Annotated in this window: 19 protein-coding genes; 11 read left to right on the plus strand and 8 right to left on the minus strand. The window is 57.6% G+C overall.

Going from position 1 to position 26,375, the window contains the following annotated elements; all coding sequences use genetic code 11:
- Positions 1 to 126 precede the first annotated feature (126 nt).
- Positions 127 to 804, minus strand: a complete 678-nt coding sequence (locus CVE23_RS12865; protein WP_038919344.1) for a gamma-glutamylcyclotransferase — start codon at positions 802 to 804, stop codon at positions 127 to 129.
- Positions 805 to 1,363: 559 nt separating this feature from the next.
- Between CVE23_RS12865 and chaA the strand changes: the two genes are divergently transcribed.
- Positions 1,364 to 2,464 carry a sodium-potassium/proton antiporter ChaA gene (chaA, locus tag CVE23_RS12870; protein WP_038919345.1) on the plus strand — a complete coding sequence of 367 codons (1,101 nt, stop codon included), beginning with the start codon at positions 1,364 to 1,366 and terminating at the stop codon, positions 2,462 to 2,464.
- 376 nt (positions 2,465 to 2,840) lie between these two features.
- A complete protein-coding gene (gene dauA / locus CVE23_RS12875; RefSeq protein WP_100850464.1) occupies positions 2,841 to 4,556 on the plus strand; it encodes a C4-dicarboxylic acid transporter DauA in 1,716 nt (571 codons plus the stop codon).
- Positions 4,557 to 4,609: 53 nt separating this feature from the next.
- On the opposite strand, the gene CVE23_RS12880 is transcribed toward dauA, so the two are convergent.
- Entirely contained in the window at positions 4,610 to 5,050 is a 441-nt protein-coding gene (locus CVE23_RS12880) for a hypothetical protein (RefSeq protein ID WP_038919346.1), read from the minus strand.
- Positions 5,051 to 5,290: 240 nt separating this feature from the next.
- Between CVE23_RS12880 and rstA the strand changes: the two genes are divergently transcribed.
- The 4 genes from rstA (at position 5,291) to CVE23_RS12900 (ending at position 9,289) form a co-directional block, all read left to right on the plus strand.
- Positions 5,291 to 6,034: a two-component system response regulator RstA gene (rstA, locus tag CVE23_RS12885; protein ID WP_038668381.1), complete on the plus strand. Its 744-nt coding sequence runs from the start codon at positions 5,291 to 5,293 to the stop codon at positions 6,032 to 6,034.
- Positions 6,031 to 7,386, plus strand: a complete 1,356-nt coding sequence (rstB, locus tag CVE23_RS12890; RefSeq protein WP_049854509.1) for a two-component system sensor histidine kinase RstB — start codon at positions 6,031 to 6,033, stop codon at positions 7,384 to 7,386. Before rstA ends, rstB begins: the two co-directional genes overlap by 4 nt.
- Before the next feature lie 75 nt (positions 7,387 to 7,461).
- Positions 7,462 to 8,109, plus strand: a complete 648-nt coding sequence (gene asr, locus CVE23_RS12895) for an acid resistance repetitive basic protein Asr (RefSeq protein WP_100849682.1) — start codon at positions 7,462 to 7,464, stop codon at positions 8,107 to 8,109.
- 361 nt (positions 8,110 to 8,470) lie between these two features.
- Positions 8,471 to 9,289 (plus strand): trypsin-like serine peptidase, encoded by an 819-nt coding sequence (locus CVE23_RS12900; protein WP_039694909.1) that lies wholly within the window; start codon positions 8,471 to 8,473, stop codon positions 9,287 to 9,289.
- A 270-nt stretch (positions 9,290 to 9,559) separates the two neighbouring features.
- On the opposite strand, the gene hrpA is transcribed toward CVE23_RS12900, so the two are convergent.
- Positions 9,560 to 13,447 carry an ATP-dependent RNA helicase HrpA gene (hrpA, locus tag CVE23_RS12905; RefSeq protein WP_100849683.1) on the minus strand — a complete coding sequence of 1,296 codons (3,888 nt, stop codon included), beginning with the start codon at positions 13,445 to 13,447 and terminating at the stop codon, positions 9,560 to 9,562.
- A 318-nt stretch (positions 13,448 to 13,765) separates the two neighbouring features.
- On the opposite strand from hrpA, the gene CVE23_RS12910 reads away from it, so the two are divergent.
- A complete protein-coding gene (locus CVE23_RS12910; protein ID WP_038668371.1) occupies positions 13,766 to 14,371 on the plus strand; it encodes an FMN-dependent NADH-azoreductase in 606 nt (201 codons plus the stop codon).
- A gap of 80 nt (positions 14,372 to 14,451) precedes the next feature.
- Here CVE23_RS12910 and CVE23_RS12915 read toward each other — a convergent pair whose 3' ends face one another.
- Both CVE23_RS12915 and CVE23_RS12920 read right to left on the minus strand, forming a co-directional pair.
- Positions 14,452 to 14,709 carry a YnbE family lipoprotein gene (locus CVE23_RS12915; RefSeq protein WP_100849684.1) on the minus strand — a complete coding sequence of 86 codons (258 nt, stop codon included), beginning with the start codon at positions 14,707 to 14,709 and terminating at the stop codon, positions 14,452 to 14,454.
- A gap of 64 nt (positions 14,710 to 14,773) precedes the next feature.
- The gene (locus tag CVE23_RS12920) at positions 14,774 to 17,377 is read right to left on the minus strand and encodes a YdbH family protein (protein ID WP_100849685.1); all 2,604 of its coding nucleotides are present in this window, start codon (positions 17,375 to 17,377) and stop codon (positions 14,774 to 14,776) included.
- A gap of 306 nt (positions 17,378 to 17,683) precedes the next feature.
- On the opposite strand from CVE23_RS12920, the gene CVE23_RS12925 reads away from it, so the two are divergent.
- Both CVE23_RS12925 and CVE23_RS12930 read left to right on the plus strand, forming a co-directional pair.
- Positions 17,684 to 19,237: a methyl-accepting chemotaxis protein gene (locus tag CVE23_RS12925; RefSeq protein WP_038919353.1), complete on the plus strand. Its 1,554-nt coding sequence runs from the start codon at positions 17,684 to 17,686 to the stop codon at positions 19,235 to 19,237.
- A 205-nt stretch (positions 19,238 to 19,442) separates the two neighbouring features.
- Positions 19,443 to 20,435, plus strand: a complete 993-nt coding sequence (locus CVE23_RS12930) for a 2-hydroxyacid dehydrogenase (RefSeq protein ID WP_100849686.1) — start codon at positions 19,443 to 19,445, stop codon at positions 20,433 to 20,435.
- 46 nt (positions 20,436 to 20,481) lie between these two features.
- Here the strand turns inward: CVE23_RS12930 and CVE23_RS12935 are convergent, their stop codons facing one another.
- Positions 20,482 to 20,760, minus strand: a complete 279-nt coding sequence (locus tag CVE23_RS12935) for a putative hemolysin (protein ID WP_038919355.1) — start codon at positions 20,758 to 20,760, stop codon at positions 20,482 to 20,484.
- A 330-nt stretch (positions 20,761 to 21,090) separates the two neighbouring features.
- On the opposite strand from CVE23_RS12935, the gene CVE23_RS12940 reads away from it, so the two are divergent.
- A complete protein-coding gene (locus CVE23_RS12940; RefSeq protein ID WP_100849687.1) occupies positions 21,091 to 23,055 on the plus strand; it encodes a methyl-accepting chemotaxis protein in 1,965 nt (654 codons plus the stop codon).
- Positions 23,056 to 23,164: 109 nt separating this feature from the next.
- On the opposite strand, the gene CVE23_RS12945 is transcribed toward CVE23_RS12940, so the two are convergent.
- On the minus strand, positions 23,165 to 23,662 hold the full coding sequence (locus CVE23_RS12945) for a hypothetical protein (RefSeq protein ID WP_038919357.1): 498 nt from the start codon (positions 23,660 to 23,662) through the stop codon (positions 23,165 to 23,167).
- Positions 23,659 to 24,033, minus strand: a complete 375-nt coding sequence (locus CVE23_RS22770; protein WP_145958424.1) for a hypothetical protein — start codon at positions 24,031 to 24,033, stop codon at positions 23,659 to 23,661. The genes CVE23_RS12945 and CVE23_RS22770 overlap by 4 nt, the downstream gene beginning before the upstream one ends.
- Before the next feature lie 34 nt (positions 24,034 to 24,067).
- Here CVE23_RS22770 and CVE23_RS22775 point away from each other — a divergent pair, with 34 nt between their 5' ends.
- Complete coding sequence (locus CVE23_RS22775) at positions 24,068 to 26,302, plus strand: pesticin C-terminus-like muramidase (RefSeq protein ID WP_145958425.1); 2,235 nt, start codon at positions 24,068 to 24,070, stop codon at positions 26,300 to 26,302.
- Positions 26,303 to 26,375 lie beyond the last annotated feature (73 nt).

The following is a 26,375-nucleotide window of genomic DNA, read 5'->3' on the forward strand; positions in this document are numbered from 1 at the left end:
TGCTGGGAAGGCAACCCCAGGTCGTGACACGTTGCCAGCATGGTATCATCACTGCCGCCGGACTGGTATAGACAACCTCCGTCTCAGTTCACGCCCTCGTCAGGCCCGCGCCGCGCAGGGTTAACGCTACGCCTGACCGGCGGAAGGACCCTGCTGCAGTTCCCGCACCCGCTGCGCCAGCGCGCTCAGGCTTTCGTCCGCCATGCCGTAATGCTTCAGTTCCTGTTCCAGCGCGAACAGATACTGGGCGTTGGTGCCGAGCGGCCCGCTGGCGCAGGCAATCAGCGGCGCAATACTCTGTATGCAGGTATCGGCTTCCAGCAGCGGATGTTCGGGGTCGGTGACAAACACTAGCGCGGTGATCGGCTCGCCGCTTTGGCAGCGCAGTTCGCACCATAGCGGCCGGTAACAACCGGTCAGCATTTCACGCTTCCACAGCAGTTCCAGCTCTTCGCGCAGGGTAGTTTCAGGCAACCGGTAGGCCAGTCCGGTGGTTTCGCCGCCGGGTTTCAGCCCCAGCATACGGCCGGGCTGGCTATGGGTGCCGCGGCCGGCGGTGAGGCGCAGACAAAAGGTGCGATGCCAGCCGTTGAGCGTAGCCACGCAAACCTCTTCGGCATCGAATACCGGATTCCACATCAGGGAGCCGTAACCGAACACCCAGACCGGGCTTTGGTCAGGGCGGGATGCCAGCGTACACGCCAGAGACGCCGCACGCTGCTGAGGGGTCAGCAACAAGGATTCATCAATATTGCCAAACGAGGTTTTACAATCTGCTTTCTGCAAAAAATCACGCGTCAACACTACCCACTGCCCTCACTAAAACGTTTCTTACTGCGCGGCGGCATCGCCTCGTCTATTCTGGCCGATCATCAACCCTGTAATCAACGCAGGTATTGCTTATTTCTACGGCAAAATATCGTTAACCTTTACCAGAATTTTGCTAAACGCCCGATGCAATAGCGCGGCAGACGTTCATGAACGGTTTCACAATGATGTCAGACCGCGCCCATCCTTCGCATTCATGAGAAAATGACAATCCCATCTTATTTATGCGTCGTTTAGCTTAAAAATGACAACCTATAAAAAGATAAAATACGTTATCATTTGATAAAAACAGTAAACAAAAAGTACAAAATCTTTTACTATTAATCAGATAAAACATAAAGAATGAAAACACCCCGTAAAAACCCGCTAAATCAGGTTACACCGGGTTTTAAGTAACAATACTTTTGGCTCCGATGGTGTCGGAGAGGCAGGGAAAAATCATCCGGGCAAAAACGCAGCATCGCCCAATGCGTCAATCAACGCCCGGATGCAATAAAAAAACGCTTATCTTTAGACGGTATAAGGAGACCCGACCATGCCAACATCCTCCGACGCGGTGAAAACCCGTCACCACGAATACACCCTGATTTTTCCGTTGCTGGCGCTGCTGGCCCTGACATTATGGGGCGATGCCCGCAGCCTGCCGGCTATGGTCGGCATCAACCTGCTGGCGCTGGTGGGGATCCTCGCCAGCGCGTTCAGCGTGGTGCGCCACGCCGATGTGCTGGCGCATCGTCTGGGGGAACCTTATGGCTCGTTGATCCTCAGTCTGTCGGTCGTGATTCTGGAAGTCAGCCTGATTTCGGCGCTGATGGCGACCGGCGATGCCGGCCCGACGCTGATGCGCGACACCCTTTATTCTATCATCATGATCGTCAGCGGCGGTCTGGTCGGCTTCGCCCTGTTGCTGGGCGGCCGCAAATTCGCCACCCAGTACGTCAATCTGGCCGGCATCAAGCAATATCTGATGGCAATCTTCCCGCTGGCGATACTGGTGCTGGTGTTTCCCGCCGCGTTGCCGGAAGGCAATTTCTCCGTGGCGCAATCCATCATCATCGCGCTGATTTCCGCCATGATGTACGGCGTATTCCTGCTAATTCAGACCCGCACGCATCAGAGCCTGTTTGTCTACGAGCACGAAGATGAAAGCGATGATGACAACCCGCACCACGGCAAACCGTCGGTACACAGCTCCGCCTGGCACGCTATCTGGCTGCTGGTGCATCTGGTGGCGGTGATTGGCGTCACCAAGATGGACTCGCCGCAGTTGGAAGGGTTGCTGGAGGCGATGAACGCGCCAGCCCAATTTACCGGTTTCCTGGTAGCGCTGCTGATCCTGTCGCCGGAAGGGCTGGGCGCCATCACCGCCGTACTGCGTAATCAGGTACAGCGCGCCATGAACCTGTTCTTCGGGTCGGTGCTGGCCACCATTTCGCTGACGGTACCCGCCGTAACGCTGATCGCCACTCTCACCGGCCGCACCCTGCAGTTTTCGCTCGACCTGCCGCATATTGTGGTGATGCTGTCGGTGCTGGTGCTGTGCCATATTTCCTTTTCCACCGGCCGCACCAACGTCCTCAACGGCAGCGCGCACCTGGCGCTGTTCGCCGCTTATCTGATGACCATCATGCTGTAAGCGCCCCGCCGGTATCGCCGCCCAGCGATACCGGCATCGTACTATTCATTACCGGTTATCTCATCCCGGTTATCTTGCCGTCTTCCCTACGCTTCCCGGTCTACGCTTTTCTGCCCGCAACTTCCTGCCGCGTATCGGCAACGCAGCGATTTATACGACAATATTCTCTTCTTGCCCGAAAAAATCCTTTCCATTGATTTACCGCTGGATCTGCGTCAAAAAACAGGCGTATGGTATCGGCTTTGGACTGTGTCCTACCGCGGCGGCTGCGCTTTTTGTTTCCACTTCTCCAGCAACCACCGCAGGCGGCACACGCCCTGGCCGTGACGGGCCGCTGTCGACCCGCCTGTTTTTCATTGTTTGGTTCTTGTTTTCCATGAAATCACACCGAATTAACGGTATCAGACCGTTCAGCGCGCTGATTGAAGCCTGCTGGCGAGAAACCTACACGCTGTCGCGTTTTACTCATGATGTTATTGCCGGGATCACCGTCGGGATCATCGCTATCCCGCTGGCGATGGCGCTGGCTATCGCCAGCGGCGTGCCCCCGCAGTATGGACTTTATACGTCGGCGATCGCCGGGTTGGTGATCGCGCTGTGCGGCGGCTCCCGCTACAGCGTCTCCGGTCCCACCGCCGCATTTGTGGTTATTCTTCATCCCGTATCCCAGCAGTTCGGCATCTCCGGCCTGCTGGTCGCCACCCTACTCTCCGGCGTGTTTTTGCTGTTGATGGGCCTGTGCCGGCTGGGGCGATTGATTGAATACATTCCTTTGCCGGTGACGCTCGGGTTTACCTCCGGTATCGCCATCACCATCGCCACCATGCAGGTAAAAGACTTTTTCGGCCTGACCATGACCACGGTGCCGGAGCACTATGCCGAAAAAGTGGCGGCACTGGTACAGGCGCTACCGACGCTGAACATCGGCGATACGCTGGTTGGCTCGACGACGCTGCTGGTGCTGATCGTCTGGCCGAAGCTGGGCATTCGCCTGCCGGGTCACCTCCCCGCGCTGTTGGCAGGCACCGCCGTGATGGGCGTGTTATCGCAGTTTCACCTTGACGTGGCGACCATCGGCTCGCGTTTCAGCTACCTGCTGGCCGACGGCAGTCACGGTCAGGGGATCCCGGCGATTCTGCCGCAGTTTTTACTGCCGTGGAACATTCCCGCGCCGGACGGTCACACCATGACGCTGAGCTGGAAAAGCCTGTCCGAGCTGCTGCCGGCGGCGTTTTCCATGGCGATGCTCGGCGCCATTGAGTCACTGCTGTGCGCGGTGGTGCTGGACGGCATGACCGGGCGCAAACACCATCCCAGTAACGAATTGATCGGCCAGGGCATCGGCAACATGGTGGCGCCGTTCTTCGGCGGCATTACCGCCACCGCCGCCATCGCCCGCTCCGCCGCCAACGTGCGTGCAGGCGCGACTTCGCCCATCGCGGCGGTGATCCACGCCGGTCTGGTGCTGTTGTCCCTGCTGGTGCTGGCGCCCTGGCTCTCTTATCTGCCGCTGTCGGCGATGGCCTCACTGCTGTTGTTGGTGGCGTGGAACATGAGCGAGGCGCACAAAGTTGTCTACCTGCTGCGCCGGGCGCCGCGGGACGACATTCTGGTATTGGTGCTGTGCATGGCGTTAACCGTACTGTTCGATATGGTGATTGCCATTACGGTGGGGATTGTGTTGGCGTCGTTGCTGTTCATGGGCAATGTGGCGCGCATGACGCGGCTGAGCGAACTGCCGGGCACCATCGCGGGCCAGCGGCTGGTGCTGCGCATTAACGGACCGCTGTTTTTCGCCGCGGCGGAGCGCCTGTTTAATGAACTGATGGAACGCGCCCAGCCTTACCCGACGATTGTTCTGCAGTGGGATGCCGTGTCGGTGCTGGATGCCGGCGGCCTTAACGCTTTCCGCCACTTTGTGGAATTGCTGCCGCCGGAAAAACAGCTGATCATTACCGATATCCCGTTCCAGCCGCTCAAAACACTGGCCCGGGCTAACGTTACGCCGATCGCCAACCGGCTGGGTTTCTACGCCACGCTGGAACAGGCGCTGGCGGAAACCACCCCCGTTCCCGACGAGCCGGCTTCCTGATCGTTCACCGGATCCCGCTTTATGCGGGGTCCGATTCAGTACGCCTCAAATATTCAGCAGAGCAGCCCTGACGGCGCCGTCGATGTGGCGGAACGCACCGTCAGGCACTCCGCATGCTGGCTCAGCGCCAGTTCATGATCGCGGCAGGCCTGCCCTATCGCCTGCAACTGCTCGCCGGACAGCGCATAAGGCAACCGGATGTCCAGCTCCGTTACCCCTTGCTGGCGCGCCAGTGTAATCAGACGGGAAAGATTGGTTTCATCGCTGGCCTGAGTGGACAGTACCTGCATCGCCAGTTCCAGCAGTTTATCCTTGCCGGCGCTCCCGGCTACCACGGGTGACTTGGTCACCATGCCGAAAATCGGCATCACGCCGTACAACGCGTCGATAAAGCGCCAGCGCTTGCGGCACAGCGCGCCAAGGTACGCGGTATAATCAATGCACATCCGTTCACTTTCAGAGGAGCCCGCAGGCCCGGAATGAGCCTCTTCCATCCTTTTTCTCCTTTCCGTCAACCGACCGTTGGCATCACGCCATTTCACGTTAACCATTACAACGTAAAAAGGATTAATAAGGTATAGTATCTCTAATAATTGTAGAGCTATTAGACAAAAGCAGGGACTTTTCTGCTGGCAATGCGATCCAGCGCACCCTACGCTTGCGTCGTAGCCGCTCATGCCGTCAGACGGCGCCGGCATGAGCCATAACACGCGTTCTGTTGTGAGTGGGATGTCATGTATAAAGTTGTTTTTGTTGAAGATGATCCGGAAGTCGGCAAACTGATCGCAGCCTATCTGGGTAAACATGATATTGATGTACGCATTGAGCCGCGCGGCGATAACGCGCTGGCCTTCATCGAAGAACAACAGCCCGACCTGGTGTTGCTGGACATCATGCTGCCCGGCAAAGACGGTATGACGATTTGCCGGGAACTGCGCCCTCTCTTTACCGGCCCCATCGTATTGCTCACCTCGCTCGACAGCGACATGAACCACATTCTGTCGCTGGAAATGGGGGCCGATGACTATATTCTGAAAACCACGCCGCCGGCGGTGCTGCTGGCGCGTTTGCGGTTGCATTTCCGTCAATACGCCGCCGCGCCGCAGCCGGCGGTGGAAAAAAGCGCGCCGGTGAAAACGCAGGTTCAGGTGCATAAATCGCTGCACTTCGGCCTGTTGTGCATCGATCCGGTTAACCGCGACGTCACGCTGGCGGACGAGAATATCGCCCTCTCCACGTCGGATTTCGACCTGCTGTGGCTGCTGGCCACCCACGCCGGACAGATCATGGACCGCGAAGCGCTGCTTAAGGCGCTGCGCGGCGTCAGTTACGACGGGATGGATCGCAGTATCGACGTCGCCATTTCCCGCCTGCGCAAAAAACTGTACGACAACGCGCTGGAACCGGTGCGCATCAAAACCATCCGCAACAAAGGCTATCTGTTCGCCCCCAATGCCTGGGAGACCCTCACGCCATGAAAAAACTGTTTATTCAGTTCTTTCTGCTGCTGTTCGCCAGCTTTTTGGTGATGACCCTGCTGGTGGGGCTGGTGTACAAAGTCACGGCGGAACGGGCCGGACGCCAGTCGATGGATGACCTGATGAAAAGCTCGCTGTATCTGATCCGCAACGAGCTGCGCTCCATTCCGCCACGAGAGTGGCACAAGACCATCAACCAGATGGACCTTAACCTGTCGTTCAAGTTGCACATTGAGCCGATCAGCAAGTACCGGCTTAGCACGCAGGCGCAGCAGCGGCTGATTCAGGGGGAAATCGTCGCGCTGGACGACGAGTACACGTTTATCCAGCGTATTCCGCGCAGTCACTACGTGCTGGCGGTCGGCCCGATTCCCTATCTGTTCTTCCTGCACGAAATCCGGCTGGTCAACCTGCTGTTTCTGGCGCTGATCGGCCTGTCGCTGGCGCTGCCGGTGTTCCTGTGGATACGCCCGCACTGGAAGGCGATGCTGCAACTGGAAAGCGCCGCGCAGCGGCTGGGAGACGGTCATCTGGAAGAGCGAACCCACTTTGATAACACCTCCAGCCTGTTCCGCCTCGGCGTGGCGTTCAACCGCATGGCCGACAACCTCAACCAGTTGATTACCAGTAAAAAACAGCTGATCGACAATATCGCTCATGAGCTGCGCACGCCGCTGGTCCGGTTGCGCTACCGACTGGCGATGAGCGACAACCTGACCGACGAAGAACAGGAAGCCATCAACCGCGATGTCGGCCAGTTGGAGGCGTTAATCGATGAACTGCTGACCTACGCCCGCCTCGACCGGCCGCAGGTGACGCTGCATCTCGAAGAGATCGACCTGTCGCAATGGCTGCACAAGCGAATCGACGATTTCCGGCTGGTGCATGACGATAAACAGATTGAGCTGGACGTAACCGGCGATAACAACTTCGGCTATGTGGACCTGCGCCTGATGGAACGGGTGTTGAACAATCTGGTCAATAACGGCTTGCGTTTCTGTCAGCATCGCCTGCGGGTCGGGCTAACGCTGGACCAGCATACCGCCTACCTGCAGGTGGAGGATGACGGGCCGGGCATCGCGCCGGAAGACCGCGCACATATCTTCGAACCCTTCATCCGGTTGGAAGCCGGTATCGAAAACAGCAGCGGCGGCTGTGGTCTGGGGCTGGCGATTGTTCACGCCATCGTGCGCGCTTACAACGGCACGATCGAGGTAGACAGCAGCCCGCTGGGCGGCGCGCGCTTCCTGTTCCGCTGGCCGATTATCGAGCACAAATCCTCGTCAAATTCTTCGTCTGCAAACCTTGTACAATCCGTTACACGCGGAAACCAAACACTCACAGATCGCTAGCTTATGTTCCCCTATTCTTCAGTCATCGGCCCACCCTGGGGTTCGAAACGTGAACTGGATAATGAGGAATTTACGATGAATAAATTTTTAGTGATGATCGCAGGTGCGGCTCTGGGTCTGTCCTCTGTAGCTTTCGCAGCAGGTACCACTGCTCCGGCGGCTGCTCCGGCCACTACTACTGCTACTACTGCTACTACTGCTGCTAAAGCTGACACCACCAAAAAACCGGTGAAAAAAGCTGAGAAGAAAAAAACCGATCAGAAAGCACAGGCTGCTAAAAAGCACAAAAAAGTAGCGAAGAAAAAAGCCCCGGCTGCTCAGAAAGCTCAGGCCGCTAAAAAACACAAAAAAGCCAAAAAACCGGCTGCCCAGAAAGCTCAGGCTGCCAAAAAAGTAGCTAAGAAAAAACCGGCTGCCCAGAAGGCTCAGGCTGCTAAAAAAGTAGCCAAGAAAAAACCGGCTGCCCAGAAAGCTCAGGCTGCTAAAAAAGTAGCCAAGAAAAAACCGGCTGCCCAGAAGGCTCAGGCTGCTAAAAAAGTAGCTAAGAAAAAACCGGCTGCCCAGAAAGCTCAGGCTGCTAAAAAAGTAGCTAAGAAAAAACCGGCTGCCCAGAAAGCTCAGGCTGCTAAAAAAGTAGCTAAGAAAAAACCCGCTGCCCAGAAAGCTCAGGCTGCTAAAAAACACAAAAAAGTGAAAAAAGCAAAAACCGCTCCGGCTGCTTAATTCACCAAAGTGACTGTTGATGGTCATGAGCACCGGTAGTCAGGAGTACGCTCCCCCACTACCGACATGACAATAGCGTTATCAAACACCCGGTTCGCCGGGTGTTTGTTTCATGGGGACCGGATAATGCTGCGACGCTACTCATTTGAAATCGTGCTGTCCTTCCTGCTTATCTGCGCGCTGGTTATCGTGGTGTTCTTCTTATAACCCGATTTCATCCTCGCCTGAGCGCCCAAACCGGGTCATCCGATTCGCCTGACCAACCAATCTGTCGTTTCCTGCCTGATTCCGGCATGCTACGTTTATAGTGGATTGATGACGGTTAATTCGCTGAATTTCATCTTTAAAGGCCATCCATTACATGCGCATATCAGCCTGGTTGTTATGTTCATTGAGCGTGCTCGCCGCTTCTGCGTGGGCCGATAACGAGCCGTCAGCCACGACGGAACAACAAAAACAGACTCTGTTCTTTAATCATGATGACCGAGACAAAGTGCCGGATACCGCCCAATGGCCGTGGCAGGCCATTGGTCAACTGGAAACCGCCAGCGGCAACCTCTGCACCGCGACCCTGATCTCGCCGCATCTGGCGCTGACCGCCGGCCACTGCGTGGTGGCGCCGCCCGGCGTGCCGGACAAACCGGTGGCGTTGCGTTTTCTGGCAACAGAAAACGGCTGGCGTTATGAAACCGATAAAATTGAAGCGCTGACCAATAAAAAACTGGCCAGGATGCTGAAAGCAGACGGCGACGGCTGGATCGTCCCGCCTTCCGCCGCACCGTGGGATTTCGCGCTGATTAGGCTCAAACAGACGCCGCCGGGCATCCGCCCGTTGCCGATCTGGCAGGGAACGCAGGAAGAGTTGAAAGCGGCGCTGGAAGCCGCGCAACAGAAGGTCACCCAGGCCGGTTACCCGGAAGACCATCAGGATACGCTGTACCGCCATCAGGACTGTCTGATTACCGGTTGGGTCCATAAAGCGGTGATGGCGCACCGTTGCGATACGCTACCGGGCGACAGCGGCTCGCCGCTGATGCTGAAAACCGCCGGCAGTTGGGTGCTGATGGGTATTCAAAGCTCCGCGCCGGACGCCAGCAACCGCCAACTTGCCGATAACCGCGCCGTGGCGGTCACCGCCATCCGCCAGCAGTTGGAAGCGTTGTCCAAAAAAGATCGTTAATCCGCCTTCGCCGGTATTTCTGCCTGAAATACCGGCTATTCAGCGCCTGATCCTTCCCGCCATTAACATCAGCGACAGATAAGCATGGCGCTACCGGTTTCAAACCGATTCCTTTGTCCTTTGATTGGACGCCGATAACTATCCACCAATAACTATCCACCAATAACTATCCACCGATAACGATCCACCGATAACGCTCTCTCTTCAGGATAAACCACCGCAGCACAGGCGGTGCCGCCACGTTCGCAAGCACCGCCTACCGTTGGCGATTTACCCCTCAATCTGCCCCATCGCCTGCAAAATGCGTTTATCGGAAACAGGATAAGGCGTGCCCAGTTGCTGAGCGAAGTAGCTGACGCGCAGTTCTTCGATCATCCAGCGAATGGCTTTCACGTCGTCATCTTCACGCCGTTCCGGCGGCAGCTTGTTCAGCCACTGCTGCCAGGCCTGCTGCACCTGCTCCACTTTTAGCATTTGCGCGCGGTCGCGGTGTACGTCCTGCGCCAGTTTATCCAACCGACGCTCGATGGCCTGCAGATACCGCAGCACATCCGGCAGCCGCTTCCAGCCGTTGTCAGTGACGAAGCCGCGGAACACCAGCCCGCTCATCTGCGTCTTGATGTCGCTCAAGGCCAGCGCCAGCGCCATATCCACCCGGCCTTTGAGCCGTTTGTTGATCGAGAAGACCGTGGTCAGAATCTGCTCCACCTGTTGGGCGATATCCACCACCGTGTCATTCAGTTCCGCACGTACCCGCTCATGCAACTGGTGGAACGCGTCTTCCTGCCACACCGGGCCGCCCGCTACCGCCATCAACTTGTCCACGCCGCAGGCGATGCAGTCGTCGATCAGCTCCAGTACCTTGCCGTACGGGTTGAAATACAGCCCCAGCTTGGCCTTGTTAGGCAGCTTTTCATGCAGATACTTGATGGGAGAAGGAATGTTGAGCAACAGCAGGCGGCGCTGACCGCGCCACATCATCTGTTGCTGCTGGTGCGGCGAATCAAACAGACGAATCGCCACGCTGTCTTTCTCGTCCACCAGCGCCGGATAGGCTTTTACCGCGTAGCCGCCGCGTTTCTGCTCGTAACGCTCCGGCAAATCGCCAAAACTCCAGATATGCAGATCGCGCTGTTCGATGCCGTCATCCGCCACCGCCGACAGCGTTTGCTGCACCTTCTCCTGCAACTGATCTTTCAGCGCACGCAGATTCTTGCCTTCCCGCAGCGTTCGGCTTTTCTCGTCTATCACCCGGAAGGTCATTTTCAGGTGTTCGTCCACCTGATCCCACTGCCAGGCCTCACGATCGACCGTCACGCCGGTCATCAGCCGCAGCTCGCGCTCCAGCGCCTCCAGCAGCCCTTTCTCCAGCGGCGTCACCCGCGCCAGAAATGCTTCGGCATAGTTGGGCGCCGGCACGAAGTTACGCCGTATCGGTTTTGGCAGCGATTTGATCAGCGCCACCACCACGTCACGGCGCAGCCCCGGGATCTGCCATTCGAATCCGTCCTCTTTGACCTGATTCAGTACCGGCAGCGGGATATGCACGGTGACGCCGTCGGCGTCCGCTCCCGGCTCGAACTGATAGGTGAGCCGCAAACGCAGCTCGCCCTGCTGCCAGTGGTTAGGGTAGTCCAGCGCGCTGACGCGCTCCGCCCCGTCTTTGATCAGCATAGCCTTCTCGAAATTCAGCTGATCCGGGTCGGTTTTCGACGCCTGCTTCCACCAGTTGTCGAAATGACGGCTCGACACCACGTCATGAGGAAGGCGCTGGTCGTAGAACGCAAACAGCGTCTCGTCATCCACCAGAATGTCGCGGCGGCGGGACTTGTTCTCCAGTTCTTCCACTTCCAAACGCAGTTTCTGATTGGCGCGGAAAAACGCATGCTGGGTCTGCCAGTCGCCTTCCACCAGCGCATGGCGAATGAACAGCTCGCGCGACACCACCGGGTCGATGGCGCCGTAATTGACCTTGCGGGCCGCCACCAGCGGCAGACCGTACAGCGTGACCTTTTCCTGCGCCATCACCGCGCCCTGCGCTTTCTCCCAGTGCGGCTCGCTGTAGCTGCGTTTGATCAGGTGCTGCGCCAGCGGTTCAACCCATTCCGGTTCGATCCGCGCGGCGATGCGCCCCCACAGGCGGCTGGTTTCCACCAGTTCCGCCACGATGGTCCACTTCGGCGGCTTTTTGAACAGACCGGAACCGGGGAAAATGGCGAAACGGGTGTTGCGCGCGCCGCTGAACTCCTGCTTTTCAACGTCTTTTTGTCCGATGTGGGACAGCAGCCCGGTCAGCAACGCGCCGTGCAGGCTACGGTAATCCGCCGGTTCGCTGTTGACCGGGAAGCCCAGTTCTTTTACCACCTGACGCAATTGGGTGTAGATATCCTGCCATTCCCGCACCCGCAGGTAGTTGAGGTAATCGCTGCGGCACAGTTTGCGAAACTGGCTGGACGACAGCGCTTTCTGCTGCTCTTGCAGGTAATCCCACAGTTTGACGAAGGCCAGAAAATCGGACTCTTTGTCGGCGAAACGACGGTGTTTCTCCTCCGCCGCCTGCTTTTTCTCTATCGGACGCTCGCGCGGGTCCTGAATCGACAACGCGGCGGTGATGATCATCACCTCGCGCACGCAGCTGGTCTGGCGCGCTTCCAGCACCATGCGCGCCAGTCGCGGGTCGATAGGCAACTGCGCCAGCTGGCGCCCCTGCGGCGTCAAGCGGTAATGACCGTCGTCGCTGCTCTGAAGCGCGCTCAGTTCTTCCAGCAGCCGCACCCCATCCTGAATGTTGCGCTTATCCGGCGCTTCGACAAATGGAAACGCCGCGATATCGCCCAGCCCCAACGCCGTCATCTGCAAAATGACCGACGCCAGGTTGGTGCGCAAAATCTCCGGGTCGGTAAACGCTGGCCGGGAGAGAAAATCCTGCTCGGAATAGAGCCGGATACAGATGCCCGCCGCCACACGGCCGCAACGTCCTTTACGCTGGTTGGCGGAAGCCTGCGACACCGGCTCGATCGGCAGCCGTTGCACTTTGGTGCGATAGCTGTAGCGGCTGATGCGTGCGGTGCCGGGGTCTATCACGTAACGAATGCCCGGCACCGTCAGCGAGGTTTCCGCCACGTTGGTCGCCAGCACAATGCGCCGTCCGTGGTGAGACTGGAACACCCGGTTCTGTTCCTGATTGGAAAGCCGCGCGTACAGCGGCAAAATCTCGGTATGCGGCAGGTCCTGCTTGCTCAGCGCGTCGGCGGTATCGCGGATTTCCCGCTCGCCGCTCATGAACACCAGAATATCGCCCGGCCCTTCACGACACAGTTCATCCACTGCATCCAGAATCGCCTGCAACTGGTCGCGATCGCTGTCCTGCGCCTCTTCCACCACCGGCCGATAGCGGACATCCACCGGATACGTCCTTCCGGACACCTCAATAATCGGCGCATTGCCGAAGTGACGTGAAAAACGCTGCGGATCGATGGTGGCGGAGGTGATGATCACCTTGAGGTCCGGCCGTCTGGGCAGCAGTTGCTTGAGGTAACCGAGAATAAAGTCAATGTTGAGGCTGCGTTCGTGCGCTTCATCGATGATCAGCGTGTCGTACTGCATCAGCAGCCGATCCTGCTGAATCTCCGCCAGCAGGATACCGTCCGTCATCAGTTTGACCAGCGTGTTGTCGCCGACCTGATCGTTGAATCGCACCTTGTAGCCCACCGTGCTGCCAAGCGGCGTCTCCAGCTCCGCCGCGATGCGGTCCGCCACGCTGCGGGCCGCCAGCCGGCGCGGCTGAGTATGACCGATCAGCCCGGTGACGCCGCGTCCCAACTCCAGACACATCTTCGGCAACTGGGTGGTTTTGCCGGAACCGGTTTCCCCGGCGACGATCACCACCTGATGGTCGCGGATAGCGCTGAGGATCGCCTCGCGCTTCTGGCTAACCGGCAAGGCTTCCGGGTAACGTATCGCCGGCAACGACGCCCTGCGCTGCTCCACCCGCAGCCGCGCGGCATCGATTTCCTGGCTGATGTCCTGCGCAATCGAAACCTGTGCCTGCGGATTTCCCACTTTCATCGCGCCTTGCAAACGGCGGCGCAGGCGTTGCCGGTCGCGCAGCATTAGCGCATTAAGCTGAGGTTCTAACGCATGGAGAGGTGATGTCACGGTGCAATTCCTTACTGTCTGATTCCGGGTACGGTTGAACAAGGTCGCTCAACGCTCCGGCGCCCTGCTGGTACTGCGGGCATAACCTGATTGTATTGCAGGCATAAATAGTGCGGCGGGCATGGTATCACATTGACCGCGCAGGCTATACGCCATCAGGCGGGATTCCGCCGCACCGCATCGCGGTTTCGGGGGCATCGTTCAATAAAATCGAACAAAGGTCTCGAAATATTACGCTATCCCACTGCCGGCAACGCGCCTATGATGCATTCATTCGGCGACGGTTGTCGCCCTGGCACACATAACAAGGAATTGGCAATGAGCAAAGTACTCGTTCTGAAATCAAGTATTCTGGCTGACTTCTCCCAGTCTAACCAGCTGGCCGATCACTTTACCGCCTCCTGGCAGGCAGCCCACCCCGCCGACACCATCACCGTGCGCGACCTGGCTGCTAAACCGGTACCGGTGTTGGATGGCGAACTGGTTGGCGCGCTGCGTCCTTCCGACAAACCGCTGACGCCGCGTCAGCAGGACGCGCTGGCCCTGTCCGACGAGCTGATTGCCGAACTGCAGGCGCACGATGTCATCGTGCTGGCCGCTCCAATGTACAACTTCAACATCCCGACCCAGTTGAAGAACTATTTCGACTTTATCGCCCGCGCCGGCGTGACATTCCGCTACACCGAGCAGGGTCCGGAAGGTCTGGTGAAAGGTAAACGCGCACTGGTGCTGACCAGCCGCGGCGGCATCCACAAAGACGCGCCGAGCGATCTGCTGACCCCGTACCTGCGTCTGTTCCTGGGCTTCATCGGCATCAGCGACGTGGAATTCGTGTTTGCGGAAGGTTTCGGTTACGGCCCGGATATGGCGCAGAAAGCGCTGCAGGGTGCTAAAGAAGAGCTGTCCCAGCTGGCGTCCGCGTAACAGTTACGCGTTAACTCCCCTCATACTCGCCGCCGTGTTGCCTTGACAGCAACTCCCCGTGTCGCGGTACACGGCGGATTTCAATCTTCCTGTTTTTTATCTTGCATTCTGGCTTTGTCTTGCGCGTCTGTCGGCGCGCTTTTCTTTATTTGATCGCCAAGTCGGTTATCCGACTTCTCCAGCAGTTGCACCGTCTCTTTATCCGTGCGGATGCGAATGTCGTGCTCAATGTGTACATTCATGTTGATGGTGATCGGTTCTTTCGGCGCCGCCACCTCAATGCGCGGGGTGCAGCCGGCCAGCAACACGGCGGCCATCGCGGCACAGGCTGTTTTCATCTCATCCCCCTTCCTCATCGTTAATTACTTTGCGGCATAGTGAGTTATTCCGACGCATCGTTAGTTACTCGGCGGCCTGCTGTTCCAGCGATGCCTTCAGGTTATCGCCAAAGCGCAGGCTGTGCCACAGCTGGAAAATGTTCTCCTGCTGGCGGTAATTCAGCACAATGTCGCGCCGCGACTGGTCATCCATCACGCTGTGGCCGCTAATACGCGACACCAGCGTCAATTCGCCGCGCTGGCTAAGATCCAGCGTTACCCAGGAACGCCCGATTTCCATATAGCGCAGCCAGGCCACCGCCGCAGCGTTGGCTACGCTGTTTTGCGCCAGCTTGTCCGCCAGTTGCGGGTCCAGTTTTACGGTCAGCGGGGTGTCATTAGTGAGTTTACCGTCCTGCACCAGCATCGAAGGATGATTAAAATTCAATGGCAACACCCCGCTTACCCGGCCGGACATCGACAATTTTTTCGCCCGCAGCCCGGTAACCAGTTCGCCGAGATCGATACCCTGCAGCCGCAACACCGCGACGTCACGCGCGGGCAGACGCAGCGGCGACAACGACAGATGACCGTCCAGCACGTCCATATCCAACTGCGCCAGCGTCAGCGGGCGGCGTTCGCTGTAGGGATAGGCGCCGTACACCTGCACGCCGATATTCCGTATCGGGAACACGCTATCCAACCGGTTGATGCGCAATGTCACCGGCCGGGAAATTCCCAGTTGCCAGCGGTGGTTTTCAAACCGGTACGGCAGCACAAAATTGACGCCGCTAACCTCGCCATCCTGTAGCCAGGCGCCGCCATTTTTCACCACCCAATGGCCGCCGGCGCGAAATCCCTGGCCGCGAGCAGCGGAAAACGCGGTCTGCGCGTAAAACTGACCGGTACGCATCGCCAGTTCCCAGCTCGGCGGCAGTAACGTCTGGAACACCCGTAACGGCTGAGGCGCCCACCAACCGTTGCCGCGCAGGCGTTTTCCGTCCCAGCGGCCGTTGAGTTGGATCGGGCCGACCGGATCCGCCTGCAACTGACCGCGCCACTGGAAGTCTTGCGGATTGCGCCCGCGGATATCAACGGTCAGTTCGGTGGCGGGCAGCATGCCGGCGCCCTGAAAAGTCACCTGTTCCGCCGCCAGTCGCAATGCCCCTTGCAGCGAGGCCGCCGCCGGGTCGCGTCGCCAGCGCAACGGCTCGGTCAGCGTCAGCCGCGGCTGGTCAACCGTCACCACGCCGTAACGTAGCTGGTTAAGACCGCTGGATAAGGACGCTATCTCTATCAGTTCATCCTGCCAGCGGCCATGCCCGGCGATGTCCCAGCGCCCCTGCAACGGCGGCAAATCTCCTTCGCCCCAGTAACGCCAGCGCCAGTCGCCGCTATCGGGCCAGAACTGTTGCGCCTTGCCATCCAGATGCAGCCGGAAACGCCCCCAATAGCTATCGCGCACTTTCACAATCGCCTGCAACCGGCCGCTGACGCCCTGCCGGGTGAGCTGGATGCCGGCCAGCGGCCAGCGCGCTTCTTCCAGCGTTACCGTCGGGCGCGGCGAACCCCAGGCCCGTAATAACGACCCGGGCAACAGCGCTACGGTTGGATCCAGCACGGCGCCTTTCACCGTTCCCGGCAACGACGCGAAAATCGATAGATCGGGCAGATTAGCCTGCCCGGTCAGCTGAAAGCGGATATCGCTGTCGGTCAGGCCCAGATTGCCGGGCCCCAGCGACAACACCGCGTTGGCGCGACCGTTGTGCCCTTGCGTCAGAACATTAAGCCGCGCCTCCAGCCGTAACGGATCGTGCAAATTCAGCACGTCATACAACGTCAACGCGATGCCGCCTGTCAGCGGCTGGCTGGCGTACGGCCAGCGCCAACGACCGTCGTGAATGCGAAGGTTGCCGTCGGTCACCTGCCACGGCAGCGTCAGCAAGGGTTCCGTCATCGACGCCACGCTGACCGTCAGCTCGCCCTGATTGCCATGCCAGCGCAGCGTGGCGCTGGCCGGTTCCGGTAACCACAGCGGCAGTTGCTGCCCCCGTACTTCGCCCTGTTCCGGCAGGCGGTTGAGCGCCGGCGCCAGTTGCATCGCGCCGTTGATCTGCAACGGCGGGTGTTCCGTCGTGGCGCGCATCTGACCTTGTTGCAGCGTCAGCTCGGTGCCGTGCAGTTCAGCCTGCACCTGGAACTGGTCGCTTTGAATGCGGAGTTGCTGACGCAATGCGTCAGTAGAGAGTTGCAGGCTGCCGGCCTGCGCCAGCCAGGGGGTAATGGCGAAACGATGTAGTATAAGCTCGGCTTCCGGCAGCCGCTGTTGCCACTGGGCCAACAGTGGGGTAGTCATGCCGGAAGAAATCGGCCATTGTTGCAGACAGGAGGCATCCAACGTCAGCGACTCCGCCTCCAGCCGCCAGCGTCCTTCCCGATAGCGAACCAGCAGGCCCGACAGCGTGGCCGGCTGGCACTGCGCCAGACGCAGTTGCACCTCAGGCAGCCAGAATCCGCCTTGCCGCCAACCCGGCGACGCGTGCAGCGCGAGGCTGACCCCGACGGGCAAATAGGGCCGCAGCAATACCGGCAGCCAGCGCGGCATGGTCCAGCAGGCGGTCGCTACGCCCAGCGCCAGCACGAACGCCAGCGCAACCAGCCAGCCTGCATAGCGCATTAACTTCAGCATGGGTTATGTTTCAGGTTTATTCCGGTCGTCATCACTTTGTCATTCAGTGCGAATAGTTACGGTTTATGAACTAAAAGTCACCATTCAGTTCACATTCCCCCGCAAAATCCGTACATGTCAATTACCTGATTGTGATAAAATTTTTACATAAGCGCAGTATCTGACTACACCACGCGCCGGTTACAGGCTCTGTGACGCCGTGGCGCGAGCGTCAATCCTGCCCGGATTATACATTCATCAATATTGTTGCTTATTAAAACAATACGGACCTGCTTTACCCTTCAATATCGCAAAAAGGGATGCTCCATGCGTAAAAATTATCCAGTCAGTCAACGTCAGTATCCGCTGGATGCCAAGATCAAACTGATGTCGGTGACCACCCCTGATAGCCACATTACCTACGCCAACGCCGATTTCATCAAAGTCAGCGGCTACGAGCCGGAAGAACTGATGAATCAGCCGCATAATATTATCCGCCATCCTGATATGCCACCTTCCGCCTTCGCGGACATGTGGAATACCCTAAAAGCCGGAAAAATCTGGACCGGCGTGGTCAAGAACCGTCGCAAGAACGGTGACCACTACTGGGTACGCTCCAGCACAACGCCCCTGAAACGAGACGGCAAGCTGATGGGCTACATGTCGGTACGCACCGCGGCGACGGCGGAGGAAATCAGCCAGGCCGAAGCGCTCTACGCCCAGGTAAATCAGGGCATGTTGAAAAACCGTGCCTTCCATCACGGCCTGCTGGTTTACACCGGCCCGCTGAAATGGCTGAGCCTGTTCAAAACCATGCCGCTGCGCTGGCGCATCCGCAGCTACTTTGGCTTGCTGGGGCTGCTGCCGCTGGCCGTCGCGTTCGCGCTGCTGCCCAAAACGGCGCTGGTCTGGGGGCTGTTTCCGGCATTAATTGCGTTCGCCTGCCTGTTCTGCGAACTGCTGGTACAACACGTCGCCAGGCCGGTGGAACAGATTCTGGAACAGGCGATGCGCTCCGCGGCCGGCCAGGCCAATAGCCTGGCCCAACTCAATCGCGCCGATGAAATCGGTATGCTGATGCGCGCCGTCAACCAATCCGGCATGAACTTCCGCACCTTTGTCGATGACGTCAACGCCAACCTGCAGGAGCTAAAAATCGCCTGCAGCGAAATCGCGCAGGGCAATCACATTCTGGCGGAGTGTTGCGAAAAAACCGAAGAAAGCCTGCAGCAAACCGCCGCGTCGGTGGAGCAGTTAACCGCCACGATCAAGAGCAATGCCGACGCCTCGCTGCGTGCATCGCAGTACGCGGAAGACGTCAATCAGGTGGTGAATGTGGGCGAACAGGCGGTATCGGAGGTCGCCAATACCATGGAGGCAATCACCAGCGCCAGCGAACGTATCACCGATATCATCAGCGTGCTGGACAATCTGGCGTTCCAGACCAACATTCTGGCGGTCAACGCCGCGGTGGAAGCCGCTCATGCCGGAGAACAGGGCAAGAGCTTCGCGGTGGTAGCCAGCGAAGTACGCTCGCTGGCGCAGCGCAGCGCCGCTTCCGCCAAAGACATCGCCGCGCTTATCGACAACACCTTGTCCAGCATCCGCGCCGGCGACCAGCAGGTTGCGCATACCAACCGCTCGATGAACAACATTCTGGTCAAAGTGCAGGACGTCACCCATCTGATGAACGATATCAGCCAGGCCACCAAGGAACAGTCGCAGGGATTGCAGCAGATCAACGACGCGGTCAACCGTATCGATGAACTGACCCATCAGAATACGGCGCTGGCCAGCCAGTCCAACTCCGCCACCGGGCACCTACAGCAGCAAATCGCCAGCATGGCGCAGGCGGTTTCGGTATTCGGCGCGTCAAAATAAGCGACGTCATCCATTCAGGAGGGGGACTCCTCCTCCTTTATTTCTCCCGCATTGCTCCCGCAGGCTCACCCGTCACAACCTTTTCAAGTTGTTATCATGACAAGGGTAACAGTTTGTCTGTTCATGGTTTTCTGCTAGCTTACTCTGGCTGCCTCCGTCACCACGTATGACGGCGCGGCTGACAATACCCTGTGGAGAAACAATCATGAAGCTGGCGATTTACAGTACCAAACGGTATGACCGCAAATACCTTGAGCAGGTGAATCAGCAGTTCGGGTATGAGCTGGAGTTTTTCGATTTCATGCTTAGTCCGCGCACCGTCAAAATGGCCGCCGGCTGCGATGCCGTCTGCATCTTCGTCAACGACGAAGCCGGACGCGAGGTGCTGACGGAACTGGCGAACACCGGCATCAAAATACTGGCATTGCGCTGCGCCGGTTTTAACAATGTCGATCTGGACGCCGCCCGCGAGCTGGGGATCCAGGTAGTGCGCGTGCCGGCCTACTCGCCGGAGGCGGTGGCGGAACACGCGGTAGGCATGATGATGAGCCTGAACCGCCGCATTCACCGCGCCTATCAGCGCACCCGCGACGCCAATTTCTCGCTGGAAGGGCTGATTGGCTTCAACATGTATCAGCGTACCGCCGGGGTGATAGGCACCGGCAAAATCGGCATCGCCACCCTGCGCATCCTCAAAGGGTTCGGCATGACGCTGCTGGCGCACGACCCTTACCCGAATCCACAGGCGCTGGAACTGGGCGCGGAGTATGTCGATCTCGATACCCTGTACGCCCGGTCGGACGTCATTTCGCTGCACTGCCCGCTGACGCCGGAGAATCACCACCTGCTCGACCGCGATGCGTTTGCGCGCATGAAAAACGGGGTGATGATCATCAACACCAGCCGCGGCGGGCTGATTGACTCTCAGGCGGCGATCGACGCGCTGAAACAGCAGAAAATCGGTTCGCTGGGCATGGACGTTTATGAAAACGAACGCGATCTGTTCTTTGCCGACAAATCCAACGACGTGATTCAGGACGATGTGTTCCGCCGGCTCTCCGCCTGCCATAACGTGTTGTTCACCGGCCATCAGGCCTTTTTGACGGAAGAGGCGCTGACCAGCATCTCCGAAACCACGTTGCACAACATCAAGCAGCTTAACGAAGGCACAACCTGCCCGAATCTGGTCAATCCCTGATCGTTCAACCGGTGGCGCCATGCCGCCGGTTATCAGCTAACGCGGTTTACCCCGCCGGACAGCTACCGTTCATCAACGCCGCTTCGTCGCAGCGCTTGCCATTAGCCAGCAGACAGGTGCCGATGCTCGCTCCGCTCAGTTGACGCGAAACCCCCATGCGCCCGCCCGCCAGCGTACAGTTCACCTCCGCCGGCGTGCCCTGCCCCTGCCACATCGCGCGCTGCGGCGCTACCGATTCCGGCACCTGCGCCGATTCCGTTTGTCCGCCACTGCAAGCCACCAGCATCAGGGTGGCGCCCGCCACCAGCCATTGCGGCATAGTCATGTTTTGTCGATTCCTGTGTCGTGAATATGAAATGTCGTAAATATGAAAGGTAATCAGCCAATTTTGCCGCCACGCAGCAGAACTCGGCCTAATCCTATTTACCCTACTTCTTTGCCCCACTTCTTTACCACATTTTTGTGGTGTGAGCAGCAACGGTTCGACACCGGTTTTCACCTCTCATGTTTTTACTCACGGTAAGTAACAAATACAATTATTTTCAGGGGGATAAATTATATGATCTTATTTTTCAGCCACTAAAGGCAGCAGATCGTTGGTCGATTAATGGTTAGGCTGATAAGCAATCAGCGCCATCGCCAACGGGAGTAGATAATGGCACCTGCAAGAAAACGTTTTTTTGACATGCATGTCGCAACCAAGCTGTACCTGGGTTTTGCAATGATTTTGTTTTTAGTGGTTCTTTCCTCAGCACTGAGCATCCACCGTTTTTCGACCATCAAGGCGTACTACGGCAAGACCGACCTGATGCACACCGTCATCATGGATATTTTTCAGGTCAAAATCGCCAGAACAAAATATTTCGCCAGCAATGACAATGAGCCTTACGACACCATGCTCAGCTACAGCAATGACCTGGCTAAAAATCTGGCGCAAGGCAGCCAGTTATATACCGAAAGCGAATTCAGGGATCCGCTGGCCCGCATGCAGAAACACCAGGCCGCACTACAGCAATCCATCAGCGAAATGGCCCGCGCCAAACAGGCGCTGACCGACGCCGGCGCCCGGTTCAGCCGCATTCCGGTCGACGGCGCTATCTCCCGCTTTCGCAGCAGCCTGGCGACCACCGCTTTTGCATCCGACAGCGACCGGGAAAAAGCGACCGCACTTGCTCTGGCGCTGGCGTCTTATAAAGCGACAGCCGATGCCGTGGTGATTGAGCGCACTCCCGCCGCGCTTAGCACCCTGCAAAGCCGTTTCAGCGATATCGAGAAAAGTTACCGCGACCTGTCCGCGCAGCTCCCGGCCGATCAAAAAACGGCGCTGGATGAATTCTGGGGCAACATCGTCAACCTGAAGACAGGCGCAGAAGGCTACCTGAACGCTTACCAGGCGTTGTCGGGCGCAGAAGCGGCGGTGAAGACCGACGGCGATAATGTCAGCAATATCGCCAAAGAGGTCATCAGCCGCCTGAGCGAGATCAACACCACGCTCACCAGCGACGCCATCACCGGCGCCTCCGCATTCGCCTTGCTGGCGCTGCTGTTCGGCCTGCTGATATCGCGCTATATCACCCGCCAGATTACAGCGCCGGTGTCCCACAATCTGGCGTTGGCGGAACGCATCGCCAGCGGCGACCTGACCGCCAACATCGAAACCGACCGTCACGATGAACTGGGCCAGTTAACCGCAGCGATGGCGGGTATGAACGAACGGTTGCGTCAGATGATCGGCAATATCCGCGACAGCGTGGGCAGCGTGGCGGCATCCGCGGCGCAAATCGCCCACGGTAACCACGAGCTGTCGTCCCGCACCGAACAGCAATCCGCCGCCGTCGTGCAGACCGCCGCCAGTATGGAACAGCTAACCTCAACGGTGAAAAACAACGCCGACAACGCCCGCCATGCCAGCCAAATCGCGGCGGAGGCATCCAGAGACGCGCACACGGGCGGCGGCGTGGTGCAAAATGTGGTCAATACCATGAATGACATCGCCGTCAGTTCGAAAAAAATCTCCGATATCACTGACGTCATCAACAGCATCGCCTTTCAGACCAACATCCTGGCGCTTAATGCCGCGGTGGAAGCGGCCCGCGCCGGCGAACAAGGGCGTGGTTTCGCGGTGGTCGCCGGCGAGGTGCGCAATCTGGCGCAGCGCAGCGCTCAGGCCGCCCGTGAAATCGCCAGTCTGATCGCCGAATCCGTGACCCGCATTGATACCGGCTCGATGCTGGCGGCGGAAGCCGGCGACGCCATGCAAAAAATCCTGCTCTCGGTCTCCCGCGTCAACGACATCATCGGTGAAATCGCCTCGGCGTCCGATGAACAGCGCCGCGGCATCGAGCAGATCGCCAGCGCAGTCGGCGAACTGGACTCCACCACCCAGCAAAACGCGTCGCTGGTGACGGCGTCCGCGTCGTCCGCCAGTTCGCTGGAAGAGCAGTCGATACAACTGGAGGCGCTGGTGAGTCATTTCCGGTTGGCGCAGGATAATCAACCGTTATTACCCCGGCACACGGCGCTGCCCGCCAGTCGCCCCCCTGCTCCCGCCTTGAGCCAGGCCAGGCTAGCCCTCAACGGTAAAAACCGCCAGAGCCAGCAGGACTGGGAAAGCTTCTGAACAACCTTCCGCTGTCATCAGCAGTAAAAAAACCGGCAGGGATGCCGGTTTTCTGACAAGAAGCCTGGTAAATCGCCACGGACTTTATGCCATTGCCGCGGTTGCCCGGTTAGCGATCCTCGATCGAATGCGTCTCGACTTTCTCCGTCAGCGACACGTCAACCTTAATGTCATCCGTCAGGGTCAGCATCGCCTTCTTATCCCGGCTTACCACCGCAGTACGCTGCGGAATGATGAACTGGCGTACACTCTCACCCTCAATCATATCCTTGCCGTTTTCAACGCCATGCCGCGCCGACAGCAGATAATTCACCATGCCGTTATAGGTAATCCGATAATCGCCGCCGGACGACTCAACCCGATAGTTGAGGGTAATTTTCGGCAACGCCGCCTTATAGGTGCCGCGGATCTCATCCCAACGCGCCGGGTTACCCGTCAGGTAAACGGAATCTACCCAGTTGGTATTGTCCTGCAGCACATGGGCGGTGGTGTAGGAAAAGTAATACGGCGAGATAAACGTACTGTTCAGGCTCGTTGTTTTCGTACTGAATATAGAACATCCTGACAGCATCACCGTGGCCGCCACGGCCAGGAACAGTCTCTTCATGGGTATTTTTCTCTTTTTGCCAACAGTTTCACCCCGAACAGGGGCCGGGCCAGTTTTTCTGTCATGACCTGCCAGACAACACACACGCAGGCAACGAGTTGCGCCCATAGAATAGCAGTGATTCTGCGGGTTGATGGAGTGAAAAAGGGGCAAGTCGGGGGATATTTATCCGTATCGACAACCACCAGCCTGCGCCTGAAATCCATCAACCTGTTTGCTGAGCCGCCAGCCAACACGCCTGAATAGTTTAATCGCTCACAAACGATAATATAACGCCATCGTTCTTCTGCATGACGCTGAAATATACCCGACTTCAGATCGTAATAACGCTGAAGCGGCCTCCCATTTATCCAATTGGCGTTAATTTTCATGATTGACGTCAAATAATATTGTTATTAAACGCCTATGAAAAAAAATAACACCACCCGGAAACAACTCTTCGTCGTGATAAAAAAAACGCGCTCTTTTGCGAAGAAAACAGAAATAACGACCCATTCCCGGCAAAATACCGCTACGACCAGCGGCACGGCATCGAGCTATCCCAACGCTCCGTCAGCCGGATTGGACAATATTCGCTTGCCCGCACCGCAAGCCGGCTTGTCGGGCGCTCCAGTTCCTGCCGCCAGCCAGCCTACGCCTCCAGCCGCACCGCCGGCGGCAACCGTTCCGCCGCTGCCCAAATTTAACAAGCCGCACGCTGAAGCGGCCGCAGCGCCGTCCGCACCACCGGCACAGCCATCAACCGCCAGTGCGCCGCAACCCAGCCTGCCGTCTCCGGCGCCAGCGCCTGTTGCCGCCGCTTCTACCGCGGAACCTGAGGCTGCACAGGAACCGACCATCCCACCGTTTGCTCCTGAATATGCAGCAGTTGGAAATCAGCTGAGCAAGCTGATGTCCGGAATGGCAGCGCCGTTGTCGCGGCTGGCGGGCACAGTTCCAGGATTGCTCTCTTCCGCGTCTAAATCCATAGCGCAGGCAGCCAAAGACAAGCCAAGCGTAGCCACATCCAAGCCGACTCCGGTTGAATCCAAAGCCACAGCGCCAACAGTTAACACCGCGGAAGCCAAGCCCATTGAGGTTAAGCCGATCGAGGTTGATGTTAAAGTCAACGCGGTTACACCGGCTTCTTCGTCTGCTGCATCAACGCCTGCTGCCATGCCATTAGCCGGTAATTCAACAGCATCGTCACCCAAACCTATCGCAACGGTAACCTGGAATCCTGCGACTACAATAAGTTCACTACGGCGCAATGCAGGTAATGCATCCACAAAATATTGTGCAAGAGCCGTTGTAGATGCAATTAGAGCAGGCGGAACACGAATCGAAGGTGCTAACGCAAAGGATCTCGGTCCAAAACTAATTGCCGCAGGTTTTACCGACATATTTTCCATGCCAAGACCATCCAGCGAATACGACCGCAGCAACCTCTTGCCTGGAGATGTAGTTGTATTAGAAGGTTTTAATCAAGACGAGCGTAAAGGGATCAAAAAAGACCATCCTTATGGTCATGCCGCCATGTACGACGGCAGCAAATGGATTTCCGACTTCCATCAACCCGGATTCTATCCCGGCGATGATTACCGAAAGGCACTGCCCGGCTACACCATTTACCGAATGGTTGCCACGCAGGCTCAGATTAATGCCATCAACGCTTCTCAGAGCGGCGAGTCGGCACCCCAAACACCGGTAGCAATGCCTTCTGTACCGGCAACGCGCCCGGCCCAGCCATCTGTACCGGTATCTCGCCCTGCGCCGCAAGCAGTGCGACCATCTGCGCTAGCATCGCGCCCTGCGCCGCAGGCAGTACAACCATCTGTGCCAGCATCGCGCCCTGCACCGCAAGTAGTACAACCATCGGTACCGGCATCGCGCCCCGCGCCGCAGGCAGTACGGCCATCTGTACCGGCATCGCGCCCTGCGATCGCCGAATCGCTGCCCACGGCATCGGGTGGGAGCAATTCTCAGTCCGAACCGACAGAAAGTGTCTCAGCACAGGGAAATAGTCGCCAGATACCTACTGTACTCAAAGGGAAGGTGACATATGATGCTGAAGGACGTGAAGAGAGAGGGCAGTATTTTAGTCGACAGATTCACTATCCTGAATCAAAGGACCCCAGTGTTGCAGCAAAGACCGGTGTTACAATCGGTCGAGGATATGATATGGGGGAAAGAACGCAGGCACAAGTTTATAATGACTTAATAGCGGCAGGAATCCCAGCCTCTCAGGCATCAAGGATATCTGCTGCCGCGGGTAAAAAAGGAATAAACGCAAAAATATTTGTTAATAATAATAAAGATATCGGAGAGATTACTACAGAACAACAAATTAAGCTATTCAATAATATCTATCCCGCTTATGAAAGTAGAGCTCAGTTGCGTTATAAAGAAAAAACCAAAGGCATGAGGAATGTAACAAAGTGGGAAGACCTTAACCCCGCCATTCGAGATATTTTAGTAGATATTGTTTATCAAGGATTTCAAGGTAAGCAAGCAATGCCAGCTGCATCACAGAATAACATTGACCAGTTCATAACCTTCCTAAATAATAACGAAAAATATCAGCAGTATGAAAAAGGCCGACATAGGGTCGCCTATCTTCAGAAGGAAAAAAATCGCATCAGCAGAAATCAAAATAACTAACATTCGACATGCCCATCATTTAATTGGTGGGCATATTCATACGCTACATATAATTAACAAGCAATCCACCATT

It is taken from the genome of Dickeya fangzhongdai (assembly GCF_002812485.1).
In the GTDB taxonomy this organism is placed as follows: domain Bacteria; phylum Pseudomonadota; class Gammaproteobacteria; order Enterobacterales; family Enterobacteriaceae; genus Dickeya; species Dickeya fangzhongdai.

Excerpts from the sequence above, each read along its gene's own strand:
- chaA (WP_038919345.1), top strand. The coding sequence starts at position 1,364 with ATGCCAACATCCTCCGACGCGGTGAAAACCCGTCACCACGAATACACC.
- dauA (WP_100850464.1), top strand. The coding sequence starts at position 2,841 with ATGAAATCACACCGAATTAACGGTATCAGACCGTTCAGCGCGCTGATT.
- CVE23_RS12880 (WP_038919346.1), bottom strand. The coding sequence starts at position 5,050 with ATGGAAGAGGCTCATTCCGGGCCTGCGGGCTCCTCTGAAAGTGAACGG.
- rstA (WP_038668381.1), top strand. The coding sequence starts at position 5,291 with ATGTATAAAGTTGTTTTTGTTGAAGATGATCCGGAAGTCGGCAAACTG.
- rstB (WP_049854509.1), top strand. The coding sequence starts at position 6,031 with ATGAAAAAACTGTTTATTCAGTTCTTTCTGCTGCTGTTCGCCAGCTTT.
- asr (WP_100849682.1), top strand. The coding sequence starts at position 7,462 with ATGAATAAATTTTTAGTGATGATCGCAGGTGCGGCTCTGGGTCTGTCC.
- CVE23_RS12900 (WP_039694909.1), top strand. The coding sequence starts at position 8,471 with ATGCGCATATCAGCCTGGTTGTTATGTTCATTGAGCGTGCTCGCCGCT.
- CVE23_RS12910 (WP_038668371.1), top strand. The coding sequence starts at position 13,766 with ATGAGCAAAGTACTCGTTCTGAAATCAAGTATTCTGGCTGACTTCTCC.
- CVE23_RS12915 (WP_100849684.1), bottom strand. The coding sequence starts at position 14,709 with ATGAAAACAGCCTGTGCCGCGATGGCCGCCGTGTTGCTGGCCGGCTGC.
- CVE23_RS12920 (WP_100849685.1), bottom strand. The coding sequence starts at position 17,377 with ATGCTGAAGTTAATGCGCTATGCAGGCTGGCTGGTTGCGCTGGCGTTC.
- CVE23_RS12925 (WP_038919353.1), top strand. The coding sequence starts at position 17,684 with ATGCGTAAAAATTATCCAGTCAGTCAACGTCAGTATCCGCTGGATGCC.
- CVE23_RS12930 (WP_100849686.1), top strand. The coding sequence starts at position 19,443 with ATGAAGCTGGCGATTTACAGTACCAAACGGTATGACCGCAAATACCTT.
- CVE23_RS12935 (WP_038919355.1), bottom strand. The coding sequence starts at position 20,760 with ATGACTATGCCGCAATGGCTGGTGGCGGGCGCCACCCTGATGCTGGTG.
- CVE23_RS12940 (WP_100849687.1), top strand. The coding sequence starts at position 21,091 with ATGGCACCTGCAAGAAAACGTTTTTTTGACATGCATGTCGCAACCAAG.
- CVE23_RS12945 (WP_038919357.1), bottom strand. The coding sequence starts at position 23,662 with ATGAAGAGACTGTTCCTGGCCGTGGCGGCCACGGTGATGCTGTCAGGA.
- CVE23_RS22770 (WP_145958424.1), bottom strand. The coding sequence starts at position 24,033 with ATGAAAATTAACGCCAATTGGATAAATGGGAGGCCGCTTCAGCGTTAT.
- CVE23_RS22775 (WP_145958425.1), top strand. The coding sequence starts at position 24,068 with ATGAAAAAAAATAACACCACCCGGAAACAACTCTTCGTCGTGATAAAA.